A 26,626-nucleotide genomic window follows, 5' to 3' on the forward strand; every position below is an offset into this window, starting at 1 on the left:
TGGCGTTAGCCTTTGTGGAAGCGGCCGTGGCGCAAAAACGCATCGCATTGGCTGGCAACGTCGTCGGCGATCAACATGCTGGTGTGGGTAACGTCGAGGGTGAGGTGATCGCGCATGCCTTCAAGCTCGGTTTCGCTGATCTGCACGGTGCCATCGCTGTGCGTGTCGGTGGCCCCCACCACCGTGCCCATGCCAAAACTGTTGTGGCCGGCTAAGCTGCCCAGCGCCACGGGGCTGGTCCAGCGTTGCGGCGCATTATCGGTGAGGCCGTGCTCGGCGGCGTTGCCCAGCAACAGCCCCAAGCCCCAATCGCTGAGCTGCTTGGCCATGCGCGAACTGCGTAATGGGCTGCCTAAGGTGACCACTTTGGAATCGGGATGCAGCTGGGTTTGATGGACGTAGTGGGTCAACATCACCCCACCCAAACTGTGGCCAATCAGGTAACAGGGCTGGGTTTTATCCAGACTGGCGTCCAGCTTGGCAAACAGCGCGTCGGGGTCGATTTTCATCGAGTTGTAGCTGATGCACTCGGTTTGCCAGCCCGCTTGCTGCAACTTCTTCGCTAGTGGCCACATCACTAAGCCGTTCATGTAAAGCCCATGCAGTAACACCACTTTGGCCATCTTTGCCGATCCTTTGCTGACGAGTAAGCGGATGCTACTAACAATAGCGCCTTAACCCAAGGGCGTGACCTGCGGTAAGCCGTCGCTTTTGCTTATGCGTTCATTAGTGTGGCGATGCCAAACAGCACGAACAGGGCGGCGCTGATGCGATGGATCCACACCATGGGCAATTTGTCGGCACTGTAATTGGCGGCCCAGATCACCGGCACATTGGCCAGCATCATGCCTAAGGTTGTGCCGGCGACCACCCAATAAAAATCGCTGTACTTGGCGGCCAGCAGCACCGTGGCCACTTGGGTTTTGTCGCCAATCTCGGCCAGAAAAAACAGCACCGTGGTGGCCACCAAAGGGCCGTAGCGATAGAGGCTGGACTCGTCGGCTTCGACGTTGTCGGGGATCAACATCCACGCGGCAACGGCAAAGAAGGAACCCGCCAACAGATAGCTCAGGGCGTTGCCGCTCAGCCATTGCTGCGACCAGCCATAGAGCCACTGGCCGAGCCAAGCGGCGCCAAAATGGTTAACCACGGTGGCCAGTAAGATCCCTAAGCAGATCAACCACGGGCGCCGAAAGCGACTGGCTAAAATAAAGGCTAATAGCTGGGTTTTGTCGCCAATTTCGGCAATGGCGACGGCACCGGTCGAGGACAAAAACGCTTCCAAGACTGACTCCAATAGTGAAAATAAGCGCGCAGTGTAAAGAAAATGGATGCCAATCGCTAAAAAATGCAGCAGTTGAATGCGCGCCAACAACAAACTGTGACGCTGATCACTTGTGGCGTTGGCGGCTGGCAACGTAGTCTGAATGCGCTTCCTTTTTGAGAGAAATCTGATGACTTGCGTAATCTATTATTACGCTCGATTTTGCCAGCCCTAATGGTAATAGTTGAGTGTAAGTAACCAAACTATTTGCCATTAGGGCTAATTGAACTCCCGACCGACGGTCGCGGATCAATTGGCAAGATGGTGATGGTTTCGGACGCGCAACCTGTCTCTCCTCCTCTTCTCAATACTCCCCGCCCTGACGTCATCCATTTTCTGATGTGATGAGCGACAAAATGAACACTCGCAGTAAATTAATAGGCGCCACCCTAATTGTGGCAGGCACCTCGATTGGTGCCGGCATGTTGGCCTTGCCATTGGCAACCGCCGCGATCGGCTTTTGGCCAGCGATTGCGATGATGCTGATCACCTGGGGCTTATCCGCCTACAGCGCGCTGCTGATGTTGGAAGTAAACCTAAAAACCGGCGACACCCTGAATCTGCACAGCATGACCGGCAAGGTGCTGGGCCGCAAAGGCCAGCTGCTGGGCATGGTGTCGATGCTGGCGCTGTTGTACGCCCTAACGGCGGCCTACTTAAGCGGCGGCTCGTCGCTGCTGATGCTGAAGCTGGCAGGCATCTTCGAGCTGTCTCCGGCGTTTGCGGCGGTGCTGTTTGCCGCTTTGGTGGGCTCGTTCGCGGCCTTTGGGGTGAAGTACGTTGATGGCGCTACTCGCCTCTTATTTGCCATCAAAATGGTGGCCTTGGTGCTGGTGGTTGCTGGGCTGTTGCCACAGGTTGAACTCACCCAGATCAGCGCGGTGGCGCCCGTTGAAGGTTCGGTGTGGGCGGCGGTGATCCCGGTGTTGATCACGTCGTTCGGTTTCCATGTGTGCATCCCACCGTTGGTGAAATACTTAAATGGCGATGTGGCGGATCTGCGTAAAGCGTTGCTGGCGGGATCGCTGCTGCCCCTGTTGTGTTACGGCCTGTGGCTGCTGGTGGCACTGGGCAGCTTAACCATGTTGGAACGTGCAGCATTAAGCGATGGCGATGCCTTGGCGGCGTTGATCTCCAGCCTGAGCGACAAAGCCCAGTGGAGCGGCATCGCACAGGCGCTCACTTTGTTTGCTGATCTGGCGCTGCTGACCTCATTCCTGGGGGTGAGTTTAAGCCTGTTCGATTACCTGTCTGAGCTGTTCCGTTTAGGCAAAAGCGCGGGCAGCCGTGTGATCAACTGGGGCTTAACCTTCTTGCCACCGCTGGCGCTGGCGCTGTTTTTCCCCGGTGGCTTTGTGGCGGTGTTGGGCTACGCTGCGGTGCCGCTGATTGTGCTGATGGTGCTGTTGCCGGTGGCGATGGCGCGTAAGCTGCGCGATGGCAACGGCGGCTACCAAGTTTGCGGTGGCAATGGCGCGTTGGCCGTGGCGACCTTGGCAGGGTTACTGGTGATTGCCGCGCAAGTTTACACAACTTGGTAACAAGGGGGTGTTAATCCCTTAACCGCAGGGCGGGCTTCATGGTAGATTCGAACGGTTTGATAGAATCTGACTTGGAGCTCGTAATGAAAAAATGGATGTTGCCGCTACTGGCACTCACCAGCAGCGGTGTGGCGCAAGCCACGGAAGGGATGTGGCAGCCGTACCAACTGCCGGCATTGGCAGACAAAATGGAGCAGCTGGGCTTCAACATGGACGCCAACAAGATGGCGGACTTAAGCAAATTCCCAATGAACAGCGTGATCAACTTTGGCGGGTGTAGCGCTTCGTTTGTGTCGCCAAAAGGCTTGGTGGTCACCAACCACCACTGTGGCTACGGCGCCATCGCTTACCACTCCACCCCGGAAGACAACATTCTTGAAAATGGCTTCTTGGCGAAAACCTTAACCCAGGAAAAGAAGCCGGTGCCGGGTTACAAGATTTGGATCACCGAATCGATGAACGAAGTCACCGAACAGGTGATTGCCCCTGCGGCCAAGTTAACCGGCAAAGCTTACTTTGAAGCGATTGAACGCAATAAAAAAGCCTTGGTTGCCGAGTGTGAACAGGCTCCTTCTAGCCGTTGTGGCGTTTACAACTTCCACCACGGTGCCAGCTACTTCTTAGTGAAAGAGCTTGAGATCAAAGATGTGCGCTTGGTGTACACCCCGTCGATGTCGGTGGGCAAATACGGCGGCGATATCGACAACTGGATGTGGCCGCGTCATACCGGTGATTTCGCCTTCTTCCGCGCCTACGTGGGCAAAGACGGCAAGCCAGCAGAATACAGCGAAGACAACGTGCCCTACGTGCCGCAGCGTTTCTTGAAAGTGTCGAGCGCAGGCCTGAAAGACAATGATTTTGTGATGGTGATGGGCTACCCCGGCCGCACCAACCGTTACCGCACCGCGGCTGAGGTAACCAACGCCTTTGAGTGGACCTACCCGACCGCTCGCGATCTGCGTAACGAACTGATCGAGGTGATCAAAACCAATTCTGAAGACGGTTCTAAAGCACGCCTTGCCTACGAAGGCACCTTAGCGGGCTTGGCCAACTACGCCAAAAACTACCAAAGCATGATCGACGGTTACCGTAAGTCGGATTTTGCCGATCGCAAGCAAGCGGGCGAGCAAGCGCTGACGGCGTGGATCAATGGCAAGGGCGATCGGGCGGCGAAGTACGGCAACGTCACCACGGAACTCAGCGGTTTGATTGAACAATCCCAGCAGCATCAGCAGCGGGATATGATCTTGGGTTACCTGCGTTACAACCAGATGTTTGCCACCGCGCAAAAGTTGTACCGCTTGGCTAACGAGAAGCAAAAAGACGATTTAGACCGTAAACGCGGCTACCAAGAGCGCGACATGGATAATTTCAAAGCGGGCTTACAACGGATGGAACGCCGTTACGACGCCACCGTGGATAAGGCGATGTTGCTGCACCTGCTAGAGCGTTACGCCGCCTTGCCTACGTCAGAACGCTTTGCTGAACTGGATCAGGCCTTTGCCATTGGCGACCGCTTCGATAAAGCGGCAGTATCCGCGCGCTTAGAGCAGATGTACGCCAACACCGAATTGGGCGATGCCGATACCCGTTTAGCTTGGGTCAACAAAACCATTGCCCACTTTAATGTGTCGAAGGATCCGTTCATTAAGCTGGCCGTGGCCTACTACGACACCGCCTTAGCGCAAGAAAACCAAGAGAAAAGGTTAGACGGCGAGCTGTTGAAAGCCCGCCCGGCTTACATGAGCGCCATCATCGCCCACAAGCAAAGCCTGGGTGAGCAGGTGTACGCCGACGCCAACTCAAGCCTGCGCGTAAGTTTTGGTACCGTGAAAAGCTACAGTCCGCAAGATGGCTTGGTGGCTACCCCCTTCACCACCATGGAAGGCTTAGCGGTAAAGGCCACCGGCGAAGAACCGTTTGATGCCTCTGCTAAACAGCTGCAGCTGATCAAAGACAAGCAGTTTGGTGCCTACGCCGATAAAGCGGTGGGCTCGGTTCCGGTTAACTTCCTCTCTACCGTGGATACCACCGGCGGTAACTCTGGCTCTGCCACCATCAATGGTGATGGCGAGTTGGTGGGGCTGTTGTTTGACGGCGTGTATGAAAGCATCATCGCCGATTGGGATTACAACCCCGCCAGTGCCCGTTCCATCCACGTGGATTCCCGCTACATGCTGTGGGTAATGGATGAACTGGACGGTGCCGACAACCTGCTGCAAGAGATGACCATCGTTAAATAAATCGCGATCGGTTAAATAGTCAGCGAATGGCTTATGAATTGGGGTTAAAGGTTATGGTAATCATATACTTTGGCCTTTAACCCCAGTACTATCATTGGCGTTCACCAGATGCGCGACCATCGTATAATGGTATTACCTTAGCTTCCCAAGCTAATGACGCGGGTTCGATTCCCGCTGGTCGCTCCAACTGCTTCCCCAGCGGTTGTGGTTACCCCCTTACCTTGCTTTACCTTCCCCAAGATATGGATTGCAACGCCCCCTTGCGTGGTAACTGCGCCCGGATTGCGTCTGTTTTTTGATCGCGCTGGCCCCCGTTTTAGCTGCACAATTGCCCCCGCAGCCCCTGCACTTGGGTTGGCGCACACCGCGTGGATGACGTTATTTACAGCGGAGTGCCGAAAGCAACGCCAATTTTAGCTGCATGGCGCTGGTGAATTCATCGATGTCCGTTCATGCTTATTGGTTCTTAATTTCGCACTTCGTTACGGATAACGGCAATGCAATTTGAACAGATGCTGGCACAGCTGGCCGAGCAAGATGGCTCGGATCTTTACCTTACTCTGGGCGCCAAACCGGTGGCCAAATTCCAAGGGGCGTTACGGCCGCTGCACGACCAAGTGATGGATCGGGATAGCCTACGCCAGATCGCGCTCGGCATTATGGACGCCGAGCAGCAACAGGCGTTTGAGAAAGATCTGGAGATGAACTTGGCCATCGGCTTGGATGGGGTTGGCCGTTTTCGGATCAACATTTTTCAGCAACGCAACGCCATTGCGATAGTGGCGCGCAACATCAAAACCGACATTCCTCGCTTTGACGATCTGGGCCTGCCGCAGGTACTGAAAGAGGTGATCATGAAGCAGCGCGGCTTGGTGCTGTTTGTGGGCGGCACCGGATCCGGCAAGTCCACCTCGCTGGCCAGCTTGATTGATCACCGTAATCGCAACAGCGATGGCCACATCATCACCATTGAGGATCCGGTGGAGTACGTGCACGACCATCAACGCTGCATTGTTAATCAGCGCGAGGTGGGGGTGGACACCCGCAGCTTCCAAGCGGCACTGAAAAACACCCTGCGCCAAGCCCCGGATGTGATTTTGATTGGTGAAATTCGCGATCAAGAAACCATGGAACACGCCTTGGCCTTTGCCGAAACCGGCCACTTGGCGATCTCAACCTTGCACGCCAACAACGCCAACCAAGCCCTGGATCGGATCGTGAACTTCTTCCCCGAAGAGCGCCGCAGCCAGCTGTTGAATGACTTAGGCAATAACCTGCAGGCGTTTGTGTCACAGCGGTTGGTGCCCACGGCGGATGGCAAACGCTGCGCCGCGGTGGAAGTGATGCTTGGCACGCTGACGGTGCGGGATAAGATCAAAAAAGGCGAAAGTGCCGAGCTGAAAGAGATCATGAATAAATCGAAGCAGCTGGGGATGCAAACCTTTGATGGCGCGTTGATCGATTTGGTGCAATCGGGCCGAGTGACCGAAGAAACGGCGCTGAAATTTGCGGATTCCCCCACCAACTTAAAGCTGGAGCTGAAGCTGCAACGTCAAGGCCAAAGCGGCACGACCGAGCCCAGCGCGGGCGGCTTAAGTCTAGAGCTGCAACCGCTGCCCCAAGTCGAGACCGAAGAGGACGAAGACGATCGCTTTTAATCTCTCGCGCGACTAAGGTAGCCAAGAACAACGCCAGTCTGAGACTGGCGTTGTTGGTTGTTGCGGCGGGCTGGCGGGCTATATATCAGCTCGGCCAAGGATCCGCCAACGAACAGCTCTGCCTAGCTCAGTAATGCCACGGGAACTTGCTGAAGTCCTTGGCGCGCTTCTCTAAGAAGGCATCGCGCCCCTCTTGCGCTTCGTCGGTGCCGTAGGCCAAGCGGGTGGCTTCACCGGCAAACAACTGCTGCCCAACTAAGCCATCGTCTGGCAGGTTGAAGCCGTACTTGAGCATCCGCATGGCGGTTGGCGACTTGGAGTTGATCTCGGCCGCCCAACGCAGTGCTTCTTGTTCCAGCTCGGCGTGATCCACCACCTTGTTGACCATGCCCATCTCGTACGCTTCTTGCGCCGAGTAGTTAAAGCCACAGAAGAAGATCTCACGGGCGCGCTTTTGGCCAATCATCTTGGCTAAGTAGGCGCTGCCGTAACCGGAATCGAACGAGGCCACATCCGGATCGGTTTGCTTGAATACCGCGTGCTCTTTTGACGCCAAAGTCAGATCGCACACCACGTGCAAGCTGTGGCCACCGCCAACGGCCCAGCCGGGGACCACGGCGATCACCACCTTGGGCATAAAGCGGATCAGTCGTTGCACTTCCAGAATGTGTAAGCGACCCATGCGAGCGACGTCGGCGCTGCCTTCTTCGCCTTCATATTTGTAGCCATCTTTGCCACGAATGCGCTGATCGCCGCCAGAGGAGAACGACCACTGGCCTTTGGCCGATGGGCCGTTGCCGGTGATTAAAACACAGCCAACATCAGACCATTGGCGAGCGTGATCCAGCGCGGTGTAGAGCTCGTCTACGGTGCGGGGGCGAAACGCATTGAGGCAATCCGGGCGGTCGAGGGCGATCCGCACGGTGCCTTGGTCTTTGGCACGGTGGTAGGTGATGTCTTCAAAATCAAAGCCAGGGACCTGATCCCACTGTTGTGGGTCAAAGATCTCGGATACGGATTGGGTCATGGTGGGGATCCACTGCAAGTTAAGTTAAACCAAGGCTAGGGAGAGTTGCTCTAAGGGTCAAATCCAGTCGCTGCTTTCGCGGTGCAGATCAGTTATTTGTACGCGACGAATGGCGGCTAATTGCGGTGCTCTTGCTGTTGCAGTAACGCATCGAGCAACGGCAGATCCGCCGGCGCCAGAAATTGACGGTCGATCTGCTGGGCTGGCAGCCAACGGTATTGATGGTGGCTGCCGGTTAGGCGGATGGGATCCCCATGCCAGTGGCACAGGTAGCCGTGTAAGTGGATCACCTTGTCGCCATAGTCGTGGCGCGAGCTGGCCAAGTAGTCGCGAACGCTGGCCCGTATCGACAGCTCCTCTTGCAGCTCCCGTTGTAAGGCCTGCTGCGGGGTTTCACCGGCATCAATTTTGCCGCCGGGAAACTCCCATAAGCCCCCTTGGCTGCCTTTGCTGTGGCGCTGGGCAATAAAGACTTGCTGCTTGTGCACCATAAGGGCGGCGACCACGTCGATAATCATCGCTTATCTCTCCTGCTTTATCGCCAAAACGGCAACAAGATGTTGCGTTAATGTTAAAATGCAATGCTTTGCTGGCTTATTATTTACTGTGGCTGCCATCAGGCTTTAATTCATTGTTTTACTAGAATAATTCACTGAATTAGAGCCTGTGCTTTATTTGCGACGGCGGCGGTAGCGTGGCATGGTTGCCGCAGCTCGAGGGCGCTTTGCCTGGATCCGATTCTAAGCAACAGCAATCTCCGCTGGCTTTGTGCCCGGCTTATTGAATAGCCGGGCTTTTTTTGCGCCTTGTTCACAGGCAAGGGGCAAGGCCAGTCATCGCGCGGTCTACACTTAGGCAAATGTACTGCCTAAAAGGCCGGATCATGCCGCATCACATCTATGAAAAAATTGAACTGACTGGATCATCCACCCTCAGCAGCGATGATGCCATTGCGAACGCCATCGCCTCGGCCAGTAAAACCCACCACAACTTACGCTGGTTTGAAGTGGTTGAGAGCCGTGGCCATGTGGTTGATGGCACCGTCGCGCATTGGCAGGTAACGATAAAAGTAGGCTTTACCCGCACTTAGGCGTCGCGCGGTAAGCCTTTTTCAACCACGCGGATCAACCGCTGTTGCTGGCGGTTACGGTACTCGCCTTGGCGTTGCTGCAGTTGATTGAGCGCCCAATGGATGTGTTCATCCACCATCTCGTCCACCCGCCCCAGACCCTGAGTTAACGCGCTGATCACCTCGGCGCTGGCAGGGCCATTGCCCAGTGCGACCGCCAAATTACGCTGCCAGCGACGAAAACCAATGCGGCGGATGGGCGAGCCTTCCATCTGTTTTAAGAACGCGGCTTCATCCCATTGCCATAGGGTCAGCAGTTTAGGCTGTTGCAGCGCATCGCGAATGTGGAAATCCGATTCGCTGGTCAGCGGCGCGGCGCGATTCCACGGGCACACCAATTGGCAATCATCGCAACCGTAGATGCGGTTGCCGATGGCGGCGCGTAAGGGCTCTGGAATGGCGTGATCCGATTCGATGGTGAGGTAACTGATGCAGCGGCGGCCATCCACTACGTAGGGCTCGACAATCGCTTTGGTGGGGCAGATGGTTAAGCAAGCGCTGCAACTGCCGCAATCTTGCTGGTTGGCTTCGTCGTTGGGCAGCGGCAGATTGACCAGCAGCTCGCCAAGGAAAAACCAGCTTCCGGCTTGCTCGTTCAGCAGCAGTGAGTGTTTGCCAACCCAGCCCAGCCCGGCATTACGGGCCAGCGGCCGCTCCAACAGGGGGGCGGAGTCGACAAAAGGGCGAAAGTTATGGTCGTCGCTTTCAGGCAGTTCCGCTTTAATCCAATCCCCGAGCTTTTTCAGCCGATTACGCATCAGTTTGTGGTAATCGCGGCCACCGGCGTAGCGGCTAACGTAGGCGCTGTCGCTTTGCTTTAAGTTGGCGGCAAAGCCTGCTTCTGGGGGGAGGTAATCCAGCGCAACGCAGATCACCTTCAAAGTGCCCGGATGCAGTTGCTCTGGATGGCAGCGCATGTCGCCGTGGCGTGCCATGTAATCCATGTCGCCGTGGTAGTGGTTCTCTAGCCATTGTTGCAGCCGTGGCCACTCTTGGCTGAGATCAATATCGGCGATGCCTACGGCGCGAAAACCGAGCTGTTGCCCTTGCTGTTTAATGCGGGCGGCAAAGGCCGCCCAGTCGGTACTGTTCATGGGCGCAAGGGTAGCAACCGCAACGTCTTTTGCGTAGAGCTAATTGCGATTACTTACGCAGGTTGAGATCGCCGCTGACGGTGTTCAAGCGCACCTGCTGTGGGCCATTGCCAAACTGCAGGGATTTGTTGCCGCCGTATTTGCTTTTGCTGGCACGGTGTTCGCTCCAGTCGTTGCGAATGGAACCGCCACCACCGGCGTGGGCGCTAACGTTAACGTCGCCTAATTGGTCGATCTGCAAGGTCACGTCGCCGCTGACGGTTTCCAGTTCAAGCTCGATGCGTGCGGCTAATCGATCCGCTTCAATCTTAACGTCACCACTGACGCTGCGCCCCTGCAGCGACACCAGTTCATCGGCATCGATGTTGACGTCGCCGCTGACGGATTCCAGCGTCAGTTTGCCACTGAGTTGCTGGGCGTTGGCGTCGCCACTGACGGTCGATAATTCAATCTCGCCTTGGCAATTGTTGGCGCTGATGTCGCCGCTGACCGCTTCGATGTCGAGCTCACCACTGAGGTTGGCAAGGCGCACGTCGCCGCTGACCGCATCAATCTCAAATTGGCCTTGGCCGTCCGTTACCTTGATGTCGCCACTGACGGTTTCCAGCGCCAGCTGGGTTAGCTGATTGATCTCGACATCGGTGCTGACGACCTCGATTTCAACGCCGGCTTGTTGTGGCAAGGTGATCACCAGATCGCTGTATTGCTTGTTTTTGTCTTGATGGCTGCTCCACTGCTTGGGCAGTTTGACTTCGATCAGCAGTTCATCACCGCGTTGTTCAAAGATAAACGCCTTGGTGTCGTCATCCAGTTGGCCGCTGACGTTGATCTGCTGGCTGTCGCTGCCGCGCACTTGCAGATCGCCACGGGGCAGTTCAATCACGATGGTGCTGCCAGTGGCCCAAGTCAGGCTTTGGTCGATGGTTTGCGCCCACAGGCTGCTAGGGGCCAGCAATGTGAGGGCGGCGAGGGCGGTAAGTTTCATCATAGATTCCTTAAAGCGATTGATGCTGAGGAAGGGGGATCTGCAACAGCTCCAGCTCCCGTTGTTGAGTCCAAAGCCACAGTTCAAGCAGCGCCTGATTGTTCGGTTGCTGCTGCAGGGCTTGCTGCAGTTCGGCGGTGCCGCTGCGTAGGGTTTGCAGATCCGCGGCGGGCACCAGCGGGTTGCTGCTGGGCAGTTGCGCTAATCGCTGCTGATGTTGGCTGGCAATCACCTGCAGTACCCCGTTCAGCAATTCCGGTTGCAGCATCGGCTGATCGTTTAAGCGGTAGCCGCCGATCCCCCCCAGTAAGATCCCCAGCAGCAAACTGGCGGCCAGCGCCCACTGTTGGGGGTGGTGCTGCTGTTTCAGTTGGCGGGCCACGTGCGGCCACAGCGGTTTAGCCGGGGCGATCTCCCGGGGGGTCTGTTCAAGCAGTTCGGTTAATTTGTCGGTCATTGCAGCCACTCCTGCAGTTGGGTTCTGGCGTGGTGATAATGGGCTTTGCTGGCGCCGCTGCTGATCCCCAGCAGTTCGCCAATTTCCTGATGTTGGTAGCCTTCGATGGCATGCAGCACAAACACTTGCCGGCGCCGCACGGGCAACTTGGGCAACAGTCGATCAATCCCCTGTTGTGGGATGGGGTTATGGCTGGGTTCGTGGCTGCTGTCGTGGTTTAACCGCTGCCGCCACCATTGACCTTTGCGGGTAAAATTGATGGCGTGATTGACGCTTAAACGGTGCAACCAGGTGCTGAAGTTGGCTTCGCCTTGGTAGCTGTCGAGTTTTTGCCACAGCCGTAAAAACACCTCTTGGGTGGCTTCTTCGGCACAGTTAGGGTGCTGACATAGGCGCAAGCACAGGGCATAGACGCGGCGATGGTGTTGTTCGAACAGGTGCGCAAACGCCGCTTGATCCCCTGCTTGGGCAAGGGCAATCCAATGGGATTCGATGGCGTCAAAGTTGTCCTTGGGCAGTTGGCTCACGGCTGACTTCCATAATCAGTTGAAGGCAACTTGGGCAGAGCCCACAACAAGTGCCAATCAGAAGGTATTTTCTAATTAGACAGAGGCACCAGCGCAAAAGGTTTAACGGCAACATGATTTTTTCTGCCGTGGGCGCTGCAAAGGATCAGATCTGTTCGGGTTGAGGCTGCTCGCTGTAGGGTTGAGAACCGGCGCATTCCACCCGATTACGGCCACGGCGCTTGGCCAGATAAAGGGCGCTGTCGGCGCGGTTAAGCAGTTCGTTTTCAGTGAGGCTGCTTTGCTGTACCAGCGACGCACAGCCGATACTGATGGTGACATACAGCTCGACCCCGTCGGCCAGTTTTATCGGTTTCTCAGCGACTTTTTTCAGCACGATTTCGGCCACATGCAAGGCGCCTTGCTCGCTGGTTTGCGGCAATAAAATGGCAAACTCTTCACCACCGATACGGCATAGGGCATCGGCTGGGCGGCGCAAACTGTAATACAGGCGTTTGGCTACCTGTTGCAGCACTTGATCGCCGCCAGGGTGACCGTAGGTGTCGTTAATTTTCTTAAAGTTATCCAGATCCAGCATCAGCAAACTGGTGGGGGATCGCTCCCGCGCACTGCGGGCGACTTCGGTTTGGTACTGCTCGTTAAAGAACAAACGATTGCGAAGGCCAGTGAGGGCATCCACCCAGGTTTTTTCATGCAGGATCCGGTTTTTGTCTTCCAGCGTCTGCACCTGTTGTGACAGCGATTGCAGCTGCTGCTCTACCCCGGGCTTGGGTTCATGGGCGCGTTGCTCATGCAGTTTCTTCAGCCGATTTTGGTACAGCGGCAGCTGACTGAGCGGCCGCAGCAGTTGGCACAGTTGCCAGATGGCAATGCAGCTGAGGCTCAGCCAGAGCGGCATGTCGGCACGCACAGGCAGCTCTAAACACAACACAAACAGCGCCAACCAGCCCAGTTGCTGATACCAGCGGTGGCTTGGCCGCAGCACTTGATAACAAAGTACCGGAGCAATGGCGGCCACGCAGCCCCACGCCAGCCACGGTTCTGGGATAAACACGCCGAGCCCCGTGGTGATCAGCAGCACCGGAATGATCCAGCGGATGTTAAAGGTGCTGGCGGCGATGGTGGTGAGCACCGCGCAGGTGGCGAGCAGCGGCAGGAAGGGGCTCAGCAAGAGCACTGGCCCGGCAATGGCGCCATAGCGAACGCTGTCCCACTGAATGGTGGTGATCAGCCACAGCAGCAACTGCGTAGCCAACAGCGCGCCGAGCAGCATAAACAGCACCGGATTGGGCAAGAAGCCGCGAGAGACGCGGGCGCTGTCGTCAATGGAGTGATAGATCTGGATGGGGCGCGAGAGGCTGTTGATCTGTTGGTACTGCAATGGCGACTGCCACTGCGAGGCTGGCAGCTCGAAGACCTCAACGTGCTGCTGATCAACCTTCACTAAGGTGATTGGCTGTAACGATAAGGCACTGAGGGTAAAGGATTGATAGGGCTCTATTTCATGGCGGTGCCAGGTGGCGGTACTGGAGCTGATCTGATGCCACTGCTGGCTGGGCAGGGTGCTCTCTGTGCCGGCCGGCAAGACCGGATCACCGTACTGCACATGTTGATTAAGTTTGGCGATCAGTAACGCTAGCACAACCGTGATGATTGTGGCCGCAAAGATCCTGAGCCAGCGTTTGCTATTTTTTGCCATAGGAAGCAATAACTTACTTTGCTAAGTTGGAGTAGAGATTACTGCTAGTTTCGCATAGACGAACGAAAAGTAGGTAGTTAACTCATTTAAATTTAAGAAAATAATCTGGAGGTAATGATGCAGCCGGTGTTTTTTGCGTTGATGTCGAGAATGCAGAACGTTCAGCGATGGGGCAAGTCGAACCCAACCCGCGCTGAAAATGTGGCAGAGCACAGCATGCAAGTGGCGTTGTTTGCCCATGCCTTGGGGTTAATTCGCAATAAGGTGTTTACCGACCAGCCGCCATTGGATGAGAACCAATTGGCGGTGATGGCGCTGTTTCATGATGCGCCAGAGGTGCTCACTGAAGACGTAAACAGTGGCATTAAGTACTCGGCACCGCGAATGTTGGCGCTGTGTCGTGAGATGGAGTCGATCGCCAGTGATCTGTTGCTGGGCACCATTCCAGAGCCATTGCAGGCCAGCTACGAACCGCTGCTGCAGCACGGGGATGGCGGCGAACTGGCGCAGTTGGTTAAGGCGGCGGATCTGTTGTCGGCTTATACCAAAGCGTTGGGGGAGTTACGGGCGGGCAACATGGAATTTGAAGGCACCGAGCGGAAAGTGCTGCTGGCACTGCAGCCCTTCATTGATGACCTGCCGGAAGTCGCGTGGTTTATGGATAATTTTGTCGCTTCGTTCCAGTTGACCATCGATGATCTGGTGGAAGCGGCCTTCGAGCCTAAATAAATCACCGTAATGTAAAAATTGTGAAGCGAATTGTGACCAGCTCGGTCAAATATGAGATAAACGCTTTTATCGATTAAAAGGGCCTACCTTCATTATGACCAAGTTACCGAGCTTAAAGAATCTGTACTATTTGGTGCAGCTGCACCGAGAGCAGAACTTTAACCGTGCCGCCAAAGCCTGCCACGTGAGCCAATCCACTCTCTCCTCTGGGATCCAAAATCTGGAGGAACAGTTGGGGGGGCAGTTGATCGAACGGGATCACAAGTCGTTTATGTTTACCGCCTTGGGCGAAGATGTGGTTGGCCGCTCGCGCCACCTGCTGGCTGAAGTGCAAGAGATGACCGAACTTGCGCGCAGCGCTGGCGAGCCAATGGCGGGCACCATCCGTTTGGGCTGCATTCCAACCATTGCGCCGTTTTTGCTGAACCGAGTGGTGAAAGAAACCCAGCTGCAATTTCCACAGATGAGCTTGCTGCTGCGGGAAGACACCACCGATAACTTGATTGCGGCCTTGGGCAGTGGCGAACTGGATCTGTTGTTGCTGGCGCTGCCAGTGGACACCAGTGGCTTCCACAGCATGTCGGTTGGGGTCGACCCATTTAAGTTGGTGGCGCATCAAGATCAGCAGCTGGACGGCAGCGATTTGGTGTATGAAGAGTTCCCAGATCAGAGCATCTTCTTGCTGCAACGCGAGCACTGCATCACTGGCCACGCGATCAGCGCCTGTGATTTGAAAAACAGCGCCAAGATCAATCCTTTCGCGGCAACCAGCTTGCACACTCTGGTGCAGATGGTGGATTCCAAATTAGGCACCACTTTCTTGCCACAGATGGCGATCGATTCGGGCATTTTGCAGGGAACGGAATTAAACGCCTATCAGCCACAAGGCTCGGCGCCGTATCGTGAAATTGGTTTGGTGTGGCGTCAAACGTCGAGCCGCTTACGCACCTTTAGAACCTTGGGTCAAATGATCCAGGGGCTACTGCCGTCGAAGGGGCAGTAACCGCATACACCTCGACCTCATGCTGCTTGCCTTTCAGGCGCATGGGGCCGATGGCTTCCAGCTGATAGTTGGGGTTGTCGCCTAGACGGTGGCGGATCTGGCCAGAGATCAGCAGGTTCTTCTTCAGTGGCCCACACTGATCCTGCAAGCGCGCCAAGGTGTTAATCACATCAGAGAAGTAACTGATCTCTTGCTTGTTTACCCCAACCACGGCAGTCATTACTCGGCCACCATGCACCGCACCTTTAAAGCGAGGCACAAAGCCGTACTGTTCTTCGAAATAGTCTTTATGCCAGCTGATCAACTGCACAAACTCATGGTACAGATCTAAGCTGTGTTCGAGATTACGGCTGGGGTTGAGATCCCAGCTGATCATGGCGGCATCGCCAATGTAACGGTAGATCTCGCCGTGCTGTCGAGTGACGCAGCCCGACAGCAGATCAAAGCAATCCTGCACCAAGCGGGAAAACTGGAAATCCCCCAACACTTCCGCGTGGGCAGTCGAGCCCACCATGTCGATAAACAGAAAGACCCGCTCCTCTTGCCGTGGCCGGTGGTAGTTACCCAGCCCCATATTGAGCAAGTTACGGGAGCCGACCAGCAACACCATCTGCTCGAAGAACGCCAAACACAGCCGCACCCACACAAAATAGGCCAGCAACACTTGGGTTGAAGAGCTATCAAGCAGGCTTTGGGTCAGTTCGTTGTAGTGGCGATCGAGCTCGGGCGCGGGGGTCCAGGTGTTGATCCAGATGGTGATCTTAACCAGCCCTAAGGCTCCAACTAGCAAAAATACCCCTTTAAACACCACAATGGTGAGGTAGTTCATGCGTCGCAGTGGGCTTGTGGCGGCAATCAGGTTAGACAGCCAATGCAGGCACCCCAATATGGTGCCCAAATAAAGCACGATCGTCGCCACATCGGCCACCGTTGCATCCCAATCGGTGCCACCTTGGGCGAGGGAATAGCGGAGTGCCACAAAGAGCATCATCGCGGCGGTCCAGGCGATAACGGCAAAGGTGAACTTTTTTAATTCTTGGCCTGCTTGCAAGGGGGGAGTTCGCTACTTCTTTAAAACGATGGGATGGGTTCGAGTGTGAGCGCACGATTGTAATGAATAATGTGAACTTAAACCAGCGATGCGAAGGGGGTAGGGCAGTCAAAAGTTGATGCGGATCATAGAAAATGCCGCTGTAACAACTGCCTTGTGAACCTAGTGCGCAAATAAAAGCCGCGAGGTAGGGTCATTATCTTACGTCCGTCGGGGCCAATCGCCTCGGTGAGTGCTTTGCGGTTGGCGGCTTTAGGGCGTAATTGCAGTAATTCCCCTTGGTGGGCGGTGATCTGTTCCACTTTACCCAGTGCCACTTGTTCGATCAGTTCTTCCCAATCGCGCTGCAGTTGCTGCTGTTCATTATCATCGGGTTGCCACAATAACGGCATGCCCACTTGACGCTGCGCTGGTGGAATGGATTTGTCCCCTTGCACTGGGATCCACAGCACATGCTGCAACTTATGACACACCGCAGAATCTTGCCAACCCAGGCCGTGCAAACCCGTTAATGGGCACACACTGACGTAGGTTGACTCTAAGGGACGGCCTTGGGCATCAATGGGGATGGTTTTTAACTCAACCCCCAATTGCGGAAAGTCGGGCTCTGGCCGTGAGCCGGCACTGGCACCCAGCCACAGTTCTAATAGCTGGCCGACCCAGCCTTTATGTTGGCGGAGGTGGGCAGGGGCTTGCAGATCTAACGCGGCGGCGATCTCGCCCAGTTGCCAGCCGGCAATGTGATGGGCGCGCTGCATGAGTTGATCAATGGTGTCAGGAGGATTGTGCATAACTGCATTGTACCGCCATCGTGGTTGAAGATCCGCCTAAGCGTTTAGTAACGATCGATCGGATTAAGCTGTTCTATACTGATTATTATCGGTTTTATGCACAGCTGCGGCCACAAGATGTAGGGATATACACAATTTCCGCATCAATATCGGCGAAGCGTGGCCAATAATCCCTCGTCAAAACGGGCGTTGTGGATAAAAGTCTCGACTTTTGGTTGGGCTTCTGAGTTGCGCTTGCCTGTTTAAAAAACACCCAAAGTGAGTGCCGATCGGAAAATGATCGCAACCTTCATGTGTAAGTTGCTGTTTAGAAACACTTTTTATTGTTCTTGTGAGCGTTCGCTTAATTCGCGATCGGTGAATTAAGCAGCGCAGGTTTAGATATCTCAGGTTATACACCTAGTTATCCACAGAGTTAGTGGATATCTTCTGTTTATAACTTTAATCACAACTATCCTATTTGGGTGTTTGCCGCATTGTCCCCTTTGTGGAACAATCCCAACAAGTTACGAATTTTATCGGATTATCTTGTGATCGATAGCGACGGCTTTCGAGCCAACGTTGGGATCATTATCTGCAACCGATCAGGCCAAGTGCTGTGGGCCCGCCGTTTCGGCCAACATTCATGGCAGTTTCCCCAAGGGGGGATCAACGAAGGCGAGAGCGCGGAACAAGCGATGTTCCGTGAGCTGCATGAAGAGGTCGGCTTAAAGCGAGACGACGTTCGCATCATCGCTCGCAGTCGCTCTTGGTTACGCTACCGCTTACCCAAACGCTTGGTTCGCCAAGACAGTAAGCCGGTGTGCATCGGACAAAAGCAGAAATGGTTCCTGCTGCAACTGCAGTGCGCGGAAAGCCGCATCAATCTGGCGGCCTCTGGTCACCCAGAATTTGATGATTGGCGTTGGGTGAGCTACTGGTATCCCGTCCGTCAGGTGGTCTCATTTAAGCGTGAGGTCTATCGTAAAGTACTGGATGAATTTACTCTGCCGGCTTTAACGGGTCAGCAACCAAATAAAGGAAAACCTGAGCCGTCGCGTAATCGCCGTCGGCGCCGTTCACGATGATCAACACCCTGCGGCAGATAGTGCAGCAGGTCTCACGGGCCGAAACTGTCGAGCAGTCAGTGACAGACTTGGTCAATTTGACCCGTGCTGCCATGAACACCGATTGTTGCTCGCTCTACCTCTTGGATGAGCTTGGGCTGCTGCTCAGTGCCAGCCACGGTTTGGCGACGGACGCCATTGGCCAAGCTCGGCTGCAGCTGGGCGAAGGCATTGTTGGCACCGTGGCGTTGCGCGAAGAGTTGATCAACTTAGCCGATGCGCCAACCCACCCCGCGTTTAAACGACTTCCTGAAGCACAAGAAGATGAATACCGTGCCTTTTTGGCTGTGCCTTTGGTGCACCGCGCCAATGTGGTGGGGGTGTTGGTTGTGCAGCAACGCATCGCGCGGCAATTCAGTGAAGAGGAAGAGTCTTTCCTTATTACCCTCGCGTCGCAGTTAGCCCCTCGGGTGCACCAACGGGCGCTCGCGGGCAAGGCCAGCGAACCTCGGCGCTGCTTTAGCGGCTTAAGTGCTTCCCCCGGCATCGCCATTGCTCAGTCGATGGTGCTGAAGCCGAAAACCTCGTTACAACAAGCGGAGCAACTCAGTAGCCAACCGGAGCAAGAGTGGCCGCGGCTGCAGCAGGCACTGGCCTCGACCGCCGATGAACTGTTGCAGCTCACCGAACGCCTCGACAGCGATCTGACCGACGACATCCGCATGGTGTTTGATAGCTATCAGATGCTGCTGGTGGATCCCGAGCTGCTGCGCAGTTTTGAACAGCAATGTTTGCAAGGGTGGTGTGCTGAAACCGCGGTATGCCGAGTGATGCAGCAGGCCATTAATCGGTTTGCCACCATGAGCGACGACTACCTGCGCGAACGGGGCAGCGATCTGCAAGATCTGGCGCTGCGGATCTTATCGCAGCTGTCGGCGCCTTCGGCGTTGGCGTCGCAACCGCAGCAGCCACTGATTCTGGTGGCGACTGAGATCAGCGCCACCATGTTATTGGAATACGGTGGCGAGCAGCTGCAAGGGGTGGTGAGCTTGCGCGGTGGGGTCAACTCCCACGCCGCCATTTTGGCACGGGCGATGGGCATTCCGGCGATTGTCGCCGCCGATGGCGTTCGCTTAGAGCAACTCGATAATAAGCTGATCCTACTGGATGCCCTCAGTGGTCAATTTTGGGTGGATCCCGAAGCGGCGCAGGTAGAACATTACCAGCAAACCAAGGCGCAGCGTGATCGCTTCAAAGCGGTGATGCAGCAGCACCTAGGTGAGGCTTGCGTGAGCCAGGATGGGCAAGCGGTGCAGTTGTTATTGAACGCCGATGCGGGCTCCGTGGCTGAGTTAATGGCGCAACAAGGCGTGAGCGGCGTGGGCTTATACCGCACCGAGGCGCTGTTTATGGCGTCGGACCGTTTTCCTTCCGAACAGCAACAACGGCGCCATTATCGGCACATGCTCGAGCAAGCATCGGGCAAGCCGGTGGTGATCCGCACGCTGGACGTGGGCGGGGATAAACCCTTGCCCTATATGCCCATCCGTGAAGATAACCCGTTCTTAGGCTGGCGTGGGATCCGCTTGTGCTTGGATCACCCTGAGCTGTTCTTAGGTCAATTGCGGGCGATGATCAGCGCCAATGCGGATCTGGATAATCTGCGGATCTTGATCCCGATGGTGGCGCGTTTAGATGAGATCCATCAATGCCAACGCTTACTGCATCAAGCGCTTGCTGAATTGGTTGAAGAGCTTGATCGGCCACTGCCGGTGCCAGCGCTTGGGATCATGGTTGAAGTGCCAGCGGCGCTGTTGCAGCTGCCTAAATGGTTGTCACAGGTCGATTTTGTCTCTGTTGGCAGCAACGATTTAACCCAATACTTATTGGCGGTGGATCGCAATAACGATCGGGTGGGGCAGCAGTATGACAGCTACCATCCGGCGGTGGTGCAGGCGATGGCACAAGTGGCCGAGCACTGCCAAGGGCACAGTTTCAGTCTATGTGGCGAGCTGGCCGGTGAGATCAAAGGCGCGCTGATGTTGCTGGCGTTGGGCTATCGCGATCTCAGTATGAATGGCCCCGCCTTAGGGCCAATCCATTACCTAGTACGAAACCTCGATCTAAGCAGCCTGGGCACCTTGAAAGAGCAGCTGTTGGATGCCCGCGATGGTCAGCAGGTGCGACACCTTTTGCATCAGCACTTGGTGCAAGTGGGTCTGGATACCCTCGAAGCCTTCTAATACGCTGGCCTTGGAGGCGGCGGAAGCGTTGCCCCGGCTGAGCTAACTCTCTATGCTAGTGCGAATTTCCATCCCGATAGAGACTGTTACTGCCCATGGCTGAAGCTTGGTTTACCTTCCCTCAGATCGATCCCATTATCGTCGAGATCGGCCCATTAGCGTTGCGCTGGTATGGCCTAATGTATTTATGTGGCTTTTTGGCGGCGTTGGGGCTGCTGAACCGTTACGCCGATCAGCCCAACTCGGGTTGGGATCGTGAGCAAGTTTCGGATCTGCTGTTTTACGGATTCCTTGGGGTTGTACTGGGTGGGCGCATTGGTTATGTGCTGTTTTATGGGTTCGATTGGTTCCTGGCTGATCCTCTTTACCTGTTTAAAATCACCGACGGCGGCATGTCGTTCCACGGTGGCTTGCTGGGGGTGATCACCGCGATGGCCTTCATCGCTTGGCGGCAAAAGCGCAGCTACTGGCAAGTGGCTGATCTGGTTGCGCCGGTGGTGCCAATTGGCTTGGGGTTCGGCCGCATCGGCAACTTCATCAATGGCGAGCTGTGGGGACGAACCACCGACGTGCCTTGGGGCATTGTTTTCCCTGGGGCAGGGCCATTGCCACGCCACCCATCGCAACTGTATGAAGCGTTGCTGGAAGGGCTGCTGCTGTTCTTAGCCTTGTGGTGGTTCAGTAAGCGCAGCAAACGGCCAGGCGCCGTGGCTGGCTTGTTCTTAGTAGGGTACGGTTTAAGCCGTTTTGTGGTGGAGTTTGTGCGTCAGCCCGATGCCCACATGAGCCTCTATGCTGGCATGACCATGGGGCAGCTGTTAACGGTGCCAATGCTGATCTTTGGCTTATTCTTGATGCTGCGACCCCTGCCCCAACGTTAAGCAACACGATCAACGTCACAAAACCCCACATCTGCTGTGGGGTTTTGCTTATCCAATCATGTGGCATTGCTTATTCCCCCTTCCAGCCATAGCTCGAGATCCTCGATTCACTTTTTGGCTTTGCTCACCTTACCAGCAAAATAAACCAGCCAGCCCTCTGTTGTCAGCATGATCTTTGGTGAATGCGCTTCGTTCGGGGTTTCGGTGGATCGTGGCTGTTGCCGTTGAAACTTTGCTGAAAACTGCTGCTTTTTTAATGGATTTTTTCGATGGTTAGATCCCTTAGTAATGGACTAGACAGGGGATAAACAGCATTTTACCCTAGCCGCAAATCAGGGCATTAGCAGGAGCTAATTATGCGAATTGCGATCGCGCTAATTTGGGGATTATGGAGTGTGATTGCTGTGGCGGCGCCGTCATTAACAATCACTCAAGGGCAACAGCAGTGGGCGTTATCACTTGCGCAGTTGCAACAGTTGCCGGTCACTGAGATCACCTCGCCGATGCCGTGGCAAGCAGAGCCCAGCCCGCAACATTATCGTGGGGTGCGTTTACTTGAGCTGCAGCGGCATGTTGGCTTGAGTGCCATTAAGCAGCTGAAAATTACCGCTCTGAATGGTTACCAAGTGATGATCAGCGCTGAGGAGTTAGCGCAGATAGATTACCTATTAGCCTATCAGCTGAATGGCAGACCGATCTCGGTGCGGGAAAAAGGGCCGCTGACTTTGGTGGCGGATGTTAGCCATTTAATTGATACCGAACAAAGTCATTTGATTGATCTCAATTACGATATGGTGTGGTTCGTTAGCCAGATCGATCTGTATGAATAAATTTTTGATGTACGCCTTATTCCCGCTGCTGATGCTGGCTGCGGCCCTGAAGGTGACCTACGACTACCAGCACAGTCAGCAGCGGATTGTGGCGTACATTGAGACCGTTCGAGCAACCCAGTGGGCCAGTTGGCGCTTTAGTCGCGATCTATATCGGTTGGATCTGATGCTAGAACAGCAGCAATTCAGTGCTGACGATGAAGTTGAGTTGGAGAATCGACTTGCCTTTCTCTTGGTGAGCTACGACTACTTTTCGACCAATGCGAAAGTGTTGCCGCAGCTGCAGCATCAGATCACTGGGCAGTTACAGCGGCAAATGCAGCAGATCGAGCAACTGGAGCTTACCGCCTCGCCGCAGTCCAGCACCTTACGTCAATTGGATCGGTTGCTGCATCAGGTGCAACAGCGTTATGAACAAGTGATTTTCAGCAACGTGCGTTCGGCAGAGTTGAGTAACTTTGTTGCTGGCATTGAGCGGGATAAGCAGCAACTGCTGATGATCATCTACTCGGCGTTTGTGTTTGGGGTGATTGCGTTGCCGATTTGGATGGCAACCGTATTCCGCTTTCGCCGCGCCAATTACCTTTCTTCCATCGATCCGCTGACCCAATTGCCCAATCGCGCCCAGTGCACACAACACCTTGATAACGTATTAAAACGCAGCCAGCCGGTGGCCTGCGTGTTCTTTGATTTAAACGGCTTTAAGGCCATTAATGACAATCATGGCCACCATGTTGGGGATGCCTTGCTGCAAGCGATAGGCAATCGTTGTCGCCGCCAGATCAAACCGCGGGATCGGTTTTGTCGTATTGGTGGCGATGAATTTGTGCTGGTACTGGTTAACTTTCGACAGGCCAATGATGTGCTTGCCGTGGTGCAGCGTTTGCTGGAGCAGATTGAGCAACCGGTCGTGGTGGACGAGCAAAGTGTGCAGGTCGGGGCGGCAGTGGGCGTGGCCTACCGTTCGTTGCAACTGACAAGCTCTGAAGAGTTGCTGGCGGCGGCGGACAGTGCGATGTACTGCGCCAAGAAACAAAAGGCGCTGCATCGCAGCGCCGTTGAGGTGTTTGTGTCGTCGCCTATACCGAAAACGGGTACTTAATGGCGTCGTGGTGTTGGTAATCCACCACGTCAAAATCATCCATGGTGACCCAAGTTTCCAGATCCCGCAGGGATTTGATTTTAGGGTTTATCTTCAGGGTAGGCAGCGGCAGCGGCTCGCGTTTTAATTGCACCTGCTGCATCAACTCCAGCTGATCTTCATAGATGTGGGCGTTCACAATCTTGTGGTAGGCCTTACCCGGCTTATGCCCGGTGATCTGCGCCACCAACGCCAACAACACATACACCTGCACCATGTTGAAATTCAGCCCCAGAGGCACATCACAGCTGCGCTGGGTGCTGTTGAGGTACAGGGTGTCGCCTAACAGGGAAAAGTGATGGCTGTACATGCAGGGACGCAGGCACCCCATGTGAAATGCGCCGGGGTGATAGAAGGTAAGGATCTCACCGCGGTTGTCGTTGCCGCTGCTTAAGTCATCAATGATTTGCTGCAGCAGATCGAGACTGCCGCCATCGGGTTTCGGGAAGTTGCGTGCGATCGCCCCATAGATAAAGCCACAGTCATCGTCGCCTTTACGGTAGGGGTTATTCAGCCACGCTGGATTGTCGTTGGCGTTGGCATCCCAAGTTTTGGTGCCCAATTTGCGAAAATCGGCGGCGTTATCGTAACCGCGCAGATAGCCGATGATCTCGGCAATAGCCGATTTATAGAAGCTTTTACGGGTGGTAACCAGCGGGAACTGACCGCCACCAACATCGTACTCCAAATCCGCATTAATCACTGTTAGGCAGCGTTTGCCGGTGCGCTCATTTTCGACCCACTGGCCTTGATCGACAATCCGTTGGCACAGATCCAGATATTGTTTCATGGGCAGAGCATTCCTAACTGGGGGATAGAGTGGCGCCGATCCTAGCAGATCAACGGCTTAAAAATCGACGTGCGCCAGAATTGACGCAGCCAATGGTGCGCAGAGGATCGATTTCGCGCCCATTAAAACATCGGAATTTCCGAGCTATGATGCAGTTAGAAACGATTTTTACTGTCTTAGCAGCTTCTTTAGACTCAACGCTCTTTAGATAGGAGTGAGTTATGCCACAGCGGATCAAAAACTTTTTAGGGCAGCCAGCAGCGGGGGGAATGATCCTGTTGTTGATGGTGGCGATGGCGATGACATTAGCCAACTCGCCATTGGCGAACTGGTATCAGAGCGTGTTAGAGCTGCCGGTGCAGATCCGCATTGGTGCTTTAGATCTGGATAAACCGTTGCTGCTGTGGGTGAACGATCTGTTGATGGCGCTGTTCTTCTTGCTGATCGGGCTGGAAGTGAAGCGCGAACTGTTGCACGGTGCGCTGTCCAGTTGGCAGCAAGCGGCTTTGCCTAGTTTTGCGGCCATTGGCGGCATGGTGGTGCCGGCCTTGCTGTTTTTAGTGATTGCCGGTGACGATCCCGTTGCCGCCAATGGCTGGGCGATCCCAGCGGCTACCGACATCGCCTTTGCCTTGGGCATTTTAGCGTTAGTGGGCAGTCGTGCTCCGGCAAGCTTAAAGGTATTCCTGTTGGCGCTGGCGATCATTGACGACCTGTTGGCGATCATCATTATTGCGCTGTTCTACAGTGGCAGTTTATCAACCACCAGTTTGGTGATTGCCGCCGCCGCCATTGCTGCCCTGTTTGCCCTTAATCGCCTTGGCGTACGCCGCCTGACGCCGTACCTGCTGATCGGCATTATTTTGTGGGTCGCGGTATTAAAATCTGGGGTGCACGCCACCTTAGCCGGTGTGGTGTTGGCGTTTATGATTCCGTCGGTGCCCAAAGCGGGCAAACAGTGCCCTAGCGATGTGTTAGAGCACAGCTTGCACCCTTGGAGCACCTATTTCATCCTGCCGCTGTTTGCCTTTGTCAATGCGGGGGTCACCTTAACGGAGGTGAGCATCAGCGACTTGATGGCGCCGTTGCCGTTGGGGATCGCGATGGGACTGTTGTTAGGTAAGCCGTTGGGGATCATGGTGTTCAGTGCTATTGCCGTTATCGCAGGGTTGGCGCGTTTGCCTCAAGGGGTTAATTGGCTACAGATGTTGGGCGTGGGCTGGTTGTGCGGCATCGGCTTTACCATGGCGATGTTTGTGGCGTCGCTGGCGTTTGAAGTGGGCATGGTGGAGTATGGCGCTATGGCGCGACTGGGGATCTTGATTGGTTCAGGAGCCGCCGCCGTGATCGGTTTTGTTTTGCTGCGCTGGGCAGGCCGCGAGCCGCAGCCTAACGCCAAGCAGACCTTTCATCAGACCCACCACGACAGCGGCGTGAGCCAGAGCGTGTAATCATAATCACAACGAAAGGACGCTGATGGCGCATCTGAACTACAACCATCTGTATTACTTCTGGATGGTGCAAAAAAAGGGCTCGGTGGTGGCGGCCGCGGCGGCGTTATTCTTAACGCCGCAAACCGTTACCGGCCAGATCCGGCAACTCGAGCAGCGCTTAGGCGGCAAGCTGTTTGATCGAAAAGGGCGGCAACTGCAAGCCACCAAATTGGGGCTGCTGGTGTATCGCTACGCTGATCAGATGTTTAATTTGGCTTACGAGATGCAGGATGTCCTCAACTACAGCAAAGATGAATCGATATTGTTTGAAGTGGGCATTGCTGAAACGCTGTCGAAGCCATTGGCCAGCCGTGTGTTGCTGTCGGTGATGCCCGCCGATGGCAGCATCCACTTAAACTGTTTTCAAGCCGCCGACGATCAGCTTGCCGCACGGTTAGAACAACATAAACTCGACATGATCCTATCGGGCAGTGATGCCGAATCGCTGAACTACTCCACCATCTTGAGCCAAAAGCTGGGCAGCTGCGATGTGTGCTTCTTCAGCCGCGATCCTCTGCCCGGTGAATTCCCCGCCAATTTAGCCAATGCGGCGATGTTGCTGCCGCAGCGGCAGTCGGCGTTAGGGCAACAGTTGCTGCGCTGGTTTGATGGTTTGGGCTTTATGCCCAAGGTGTTGGGCGAATTTGACGATGCGGCCATGATGAAAGCCTTTGGCCGCAACAGCCACGGCGTATTCGTTACGCCGGTGCTGCAACAGCAAGAGATGCTGGATGCGGGCATGGTGTTGATTGGCCGTACGAGTCAGGTGCAGGAGGAGTATCACGTGATGTTTGCAGAGCGGATGATCCAGCACCCCGCGGTGAGGCGGCTGCTGAACACCGACTTCGCCCCATTTTTTGCGGGCCAAGAGTCAGCGCAAAATTAACAACAGCAGTCGCTGCTGACGAATTACTGTGCTTGTGTTGTGCCATGGCTGGTGAGAT

The 26,626-nt window shown here is 55.1% G+C and carries 25 protein-coding genes and 1 tRNA gene; 14 read left to right on the forward strand and 12 right to left on the reverse strand.

Annotation, left to right across the window (positions count from 1 at the left end):
- Positions 1–5: 5 nt before the first annotated feature.
- Positions 6–623, reverse strand: coding sequence for a hypothetical protein (locus tag Q0796_RS09675; RefSeq protein ID WP_298442345.1), 618 nt, complete (start codon positions 621–623; stop codon positions 6–8).
- A gap of 92 nt (positions 624–715) precedes the next feature.
- Positions 716–1,285, reverse strand: a complete 570-nt coding sequence (locus Q0796_RS09680) for a TMEM165/GDT1 family protein (RefSeq protein WP_298442347.1) — start codon at positions 1,283–1,285, stop codon at positions 716–718.
- A gap of 395 nt (positions 1,286–1,680) precedes the next feature.
- Here Q0796_RS09680 and Q0796_RS09685 point away from each other — a divergent pair, with 395 nt between their 5' ends.
- The 4 genes from Q0796_RS09685 (at position 1,681) to Q0796_RS09700 (ending at position 6,766) form a co-directional block, all read left to right on the forward strand.
- Positions 1,681–2,865, forward strand: a complete 1,185-nt coding sequence (locus tag Q0796_RS09685; RefSeq protein ID WP_298442349.1) for an aromatic amino acid transport family protein — start codon at positions 1,681–1,683, stop codon at positions 2,863–2,865.
- A gap of 83 nt (positions 2,866–2,948) precedes the next feature.
- Complete coding sequence (locus Q0796_RS09690; protein ID WP_298442351.1) at positions 2,949–5,108, forward strand: S46 family peptidase; 2,160 nt, start codon at positions 2,949–2,951, stop codon at positions 5,106–5,108.
- Between the two features lie 112 nt (positions 5,109–5,220).
- Positions 5,221–5,294: transfer RNA gene (locus tag Q0796_RS09695), tRNA-Gly, on the forward strand.
- A gap of 311 nt (positions 5,295–5,605) precedes the next feature.
- Positions 5,606–6,766, forward strand: a complete 1,161-nt coding sequence (locus tag Q0796_RS09700; RefSeq protein WP_298442353.1) for a PilT/PilU family type 4a pilus ATPase — start codon at positions 5,606–5,608, stop codon at positions 6,764–6,766.
- A gap of 127 nt (positions 6,767–6,893) precedes the next feature.
- On the opposite strand, the gene Q0796_RS09705 is transcribed toward Q0796_RS09700, so the two are convergent.
- Together Q0796_RS09705 and Q0796_RS09710 are read right to left on the reverse strand one after the other, a co-directional pair.
- Positions 6,894–7,793, reverse strand: a complete 900-nt coding sequence (locus tag Q0796_RS09705; RefSeq protein ID WP_298442355.1) for a 1,4-dihydroxy-2-naphthoyl-CoA synthase — start codon at positions 7,791–7,793, stop codon at positions 6,894–6,896.
- 116 nt (positions 7,794–7,909) lie between these two features.
- Positions 7,910–8,311 carry a (deoxy)nucleoside triphosphate pyrophosphohydrolase gene (locus tag Q0796_RS09710; RefSeq protein ID WP_298442356.1) on the reverse strand — a complete coding sequence of 134 codons (402 nt, stop codon included), beginning with the start codon at positions 8,309–8,311 and terminating at the stop codon, positions 7,910–7,912.
- Positions 8,312–8,676: 365 nt separating this feature from the next.
- On the opposite strand from Q0796_RS09710, the gene Q0796_RS09715 reads away from it, so the two are divergent.
- Entirely contained in the window at positions 8,677–8,883 is a 207-nt protein-coding gene (locus tag Q0796_RS09715; RefSeq protein ID WP_298442358.1) for a dodecin, read from the forward strand.
- Here the strand turns inward: Q0796_RS09715 and queG are convergent.
- The 5 genes from queG to Q0796_RS09740 form a co-directional block, all read right to left on the reverse strand.
- Positions 8,880–10,016: a tRNA epoxyqueuosine(34) reductase QueG gene (queG, locus tag Q0796_RS09720; protein ID WP_298442360.1), complete on the reverse strand. Its 1,137-nt coding sequence runs from the start codon at positions 10,014–10,016 to the stop codon at positions 8,880–8,882. The genes Q0796_RS09715 and queG overlap by 4 nt on opposite strands.
- A 49-nt stretch (positions 10,017–10,065) precedes the next feature.
- Positions 10,066–11,001: a DUF4097 family beta strand repeat-containing protein gene (locus tag Q0796_RS09725; protein WP_298442362.1), complete on the reverse strand. Its 936-nt coding sequence runs from the start codon at positions 10,999–11,001 to the stop codon at positions 10,066–10,068.
- A 10-nt stretch (positions 11,002–11,011) separates the two neighbouring features.
- Positions 11,012–11,458 carry a hypothetical protein gene (locus tag Q0796_RS09730; RefSeq protein WP_298442363.1) on the reverse strand — a complete coding sequence of 149 codons (447 nt, stop codon included), beginning with the start codon at positions 11,456–11,458 and terminating at the stop codon, positions 11,012–11,014.
- On the reverse strand, positions 11,455–11,985 hold the full coding sequence (locus Q0796_RS09735) for an RNA polymerase sigma factor (RefSeq protein ID WP_298442366.1): 531 nt from the start codon (positions 11,983–11,985) through the stop codon (positions 11,455–11,457). Before Q0796_RS09735 ends, Q0796_RS09730 begins: the two co-directional genes overlap by 4 nt.
- 145 nt (positions 11,986–12,130) lie before the next feature.
- Positions 12,131–13,627: a GGDEF domain-containing protein gene (locus Q0796_RS09740; protein WP_298442368.1), complete on the reverse strand. Its 1,497-nt coding sequence runs from the start codon at positions 13,625–13,627 to the stop codon at positions 12,131–12,133.
- Positions 13,628–13,801: 174 nt separating this feature from the next.
- Between Q0796_RS09740 and yfbR the strand changes: the two genes are divergently transcribed.
- Together yfbR and Q0796_RS09750 are read left to right on the forward strand one after the other, a co-directional pair.
- Positions 13,802–14,413, forward strand: coding sequence for a 5'-deoxynucleotidase (yfbR, locus tag Q0796_RS09745; RefSeq protein ID WP_298442370.1), 612 nt, complete (start codon positions 13,802–13,804; stop codon positions 14,411–14,413).
- A 94-nt stretch (positions 14,414–14,507) separates the two neighbouring features.
- Positions 14,508–15,416, forward strand: a complete 909-nt coding sequence (locus tag Q0796_RS09750) for a hydrogen peroxide-inducible genes activator (RefSeq protein ID WP_298442372.1) — start codon at positions 14,508–14,510, stop codon at positions 15,414–15,416.
- Here Q0796_RS09750 and Q0796_RS09755 read toward each other — a convergent pair.
- Positions 15,364–16,467 (reverse strand): adenylate/guanylate cyclase domain-containing protein, encoded by a 1,104-nt coding sequence (locus tag Q0796_RS09755; RefSeq protein ID WP_298442373.1) that lies wholly within the window; start codon positions 16,465–16,467, stop codon positions 15,364–15,366. The genes Q0796_RS09750 and Q0796_RS09755 overlap by 53 nt on opposite strands.
- Before the next feature lie 125 nt (positions 16,468–16,592).
- Positions 16,593–17,258, reverse strand: coding sequence for a DNA mismatch repair endonuclease MutH (gene mutH, locus Q0796_RS09760; protein WP_298442374.1), 666 nt, complete (start codon positions 17,256–17,258; stop codon positions 16,593–16,595).
- 530 nt (positions 17,259–17,788) lie between these two features.
- On the opposite strand from mutH, the gene rppH reads away from it, so the two are divergent.
- From rppH to Q0796_RS09785, 5 genes are all read left to right on the forward strand, one after another.
- Entirely contained in the window at positions 17,789–18,325 is a 537-nt protein-coding gene (rppH, locus tag Q0796_RS09765; RefSeq protein WP_298442375.1) for an RNA pyrophosphohydrolase, read from the forward strand.
- The gene (gene ptsP / locus Q0796_RS09770) at positions 18,322–20,547 is read left to right on the forward strand and encodes a phosphoenolpyruvate--protein phosphotransferase (RefSeq protein WP_298442376.1); all 2,226 of its coding nucleotides are present in this window, start codon (positions 18,322–18,324) and stop codon (positions 20,545–20,547) included. Before rppH ends, ptsP begins: the two co-directional genes overlap by 4 nt.
- 95 nt (positions 20,548–20,642) lie before the next feature.
- Positions 20,643–21,428 carry a prolipoprotein diacylglyceryl transferase gene (gene lgt, locus Q0796_RS09775; RefSeq protein ID WP_298442378.1) on the forward strand — a complete coding sequence of 262 codons (786 nt, stop codon included), beginning with the start codon at positions 20,643–20,645 and terminating at the stop codon, positions 21,426–21,428.
- A gap of 356 nt (positions 21,429–21,784) precedes the next feature.
- Entirely contained in the window at positions 21,785–22,258 is a 474-nt protein-coding gene (locus tag Q0796_RS09780; protein ID WP_298442379.1) for a molybdopterin-dependent oxidoreductase, read from the forward strand.
- The gene (locus Q0796_RS09785) at positions 22,251–23,360 is read left to right on the forward strand and encodes a diguanylate cyclase (protein WP_298442381.1); all 1,110 of its coding nucleotides are present in this window, start codon (positions 22,251–22,253) and stop codon (positions 23,358–23,360) included. Before Q0796_RS09780 ends, Q0796_RS09785 begins: the two co-directional genes overlap by 8 nt.
- Here the strand turns inward: Q0796_RS09785 and Q0796_RS09790 are convergent.
- Positions 23,338–24,189 (reverse strand): thymidylate synthase, encoded by an 852-nt coding sequence (locus Q0796_RS09790; protein ID WP_298442382.1) that lies wholly within the window; start codon positions 24,187–24,189, stop codon positions 23,338–23,340. The genes Q0796_RS09785 and Q0796_RS09790 overlap by 23 nt on opposite strands.
- Before the next feature lie 221 nt (positions 24,190–24,410).
- Between Q0796_RS09790 and nhaA the strand changes: the two genes are divergently transcribed.
- Both nhaA and nhaR read left to right on the forward strand, forming a co-directional pair.
- Entirely contained in the window at positions 24,411–25,640 is a 1,230-nt protein-coding gene (gene nhaA, locus Q0796_RS09795; protein ID WP_298442383.1) for a Na+/H+ antiporter NhaA, read from the forward strand.
- A gap of 25 nt (positions 25,641–25,665) precedes the next feature.
- Positions 25,666–26,568, forward strand: a complete 903-nt coding sequence (nhaR, locus tag Q0796_RS09800) for a transcriptional activator NhaR (RefSeq protein ID WP_298442385.1) — start codon at positions 25,666–25,668, stop codon at positions 26,566–26,568.
- The last annotated feature ends 58 nt before the right edge of the window (positions 26,569–26,626 follow it).

The sequence above is a fragment of the uncultured Ferrimonas sp. genome (assembly GCF_947489035.1).
Taxonomy (GTDB): domain Bacteria; phylum Pseudomonadota; class Gammaproteobacteria; order Enterobacterales; family Shewanellaceae; genus Ferrimonas.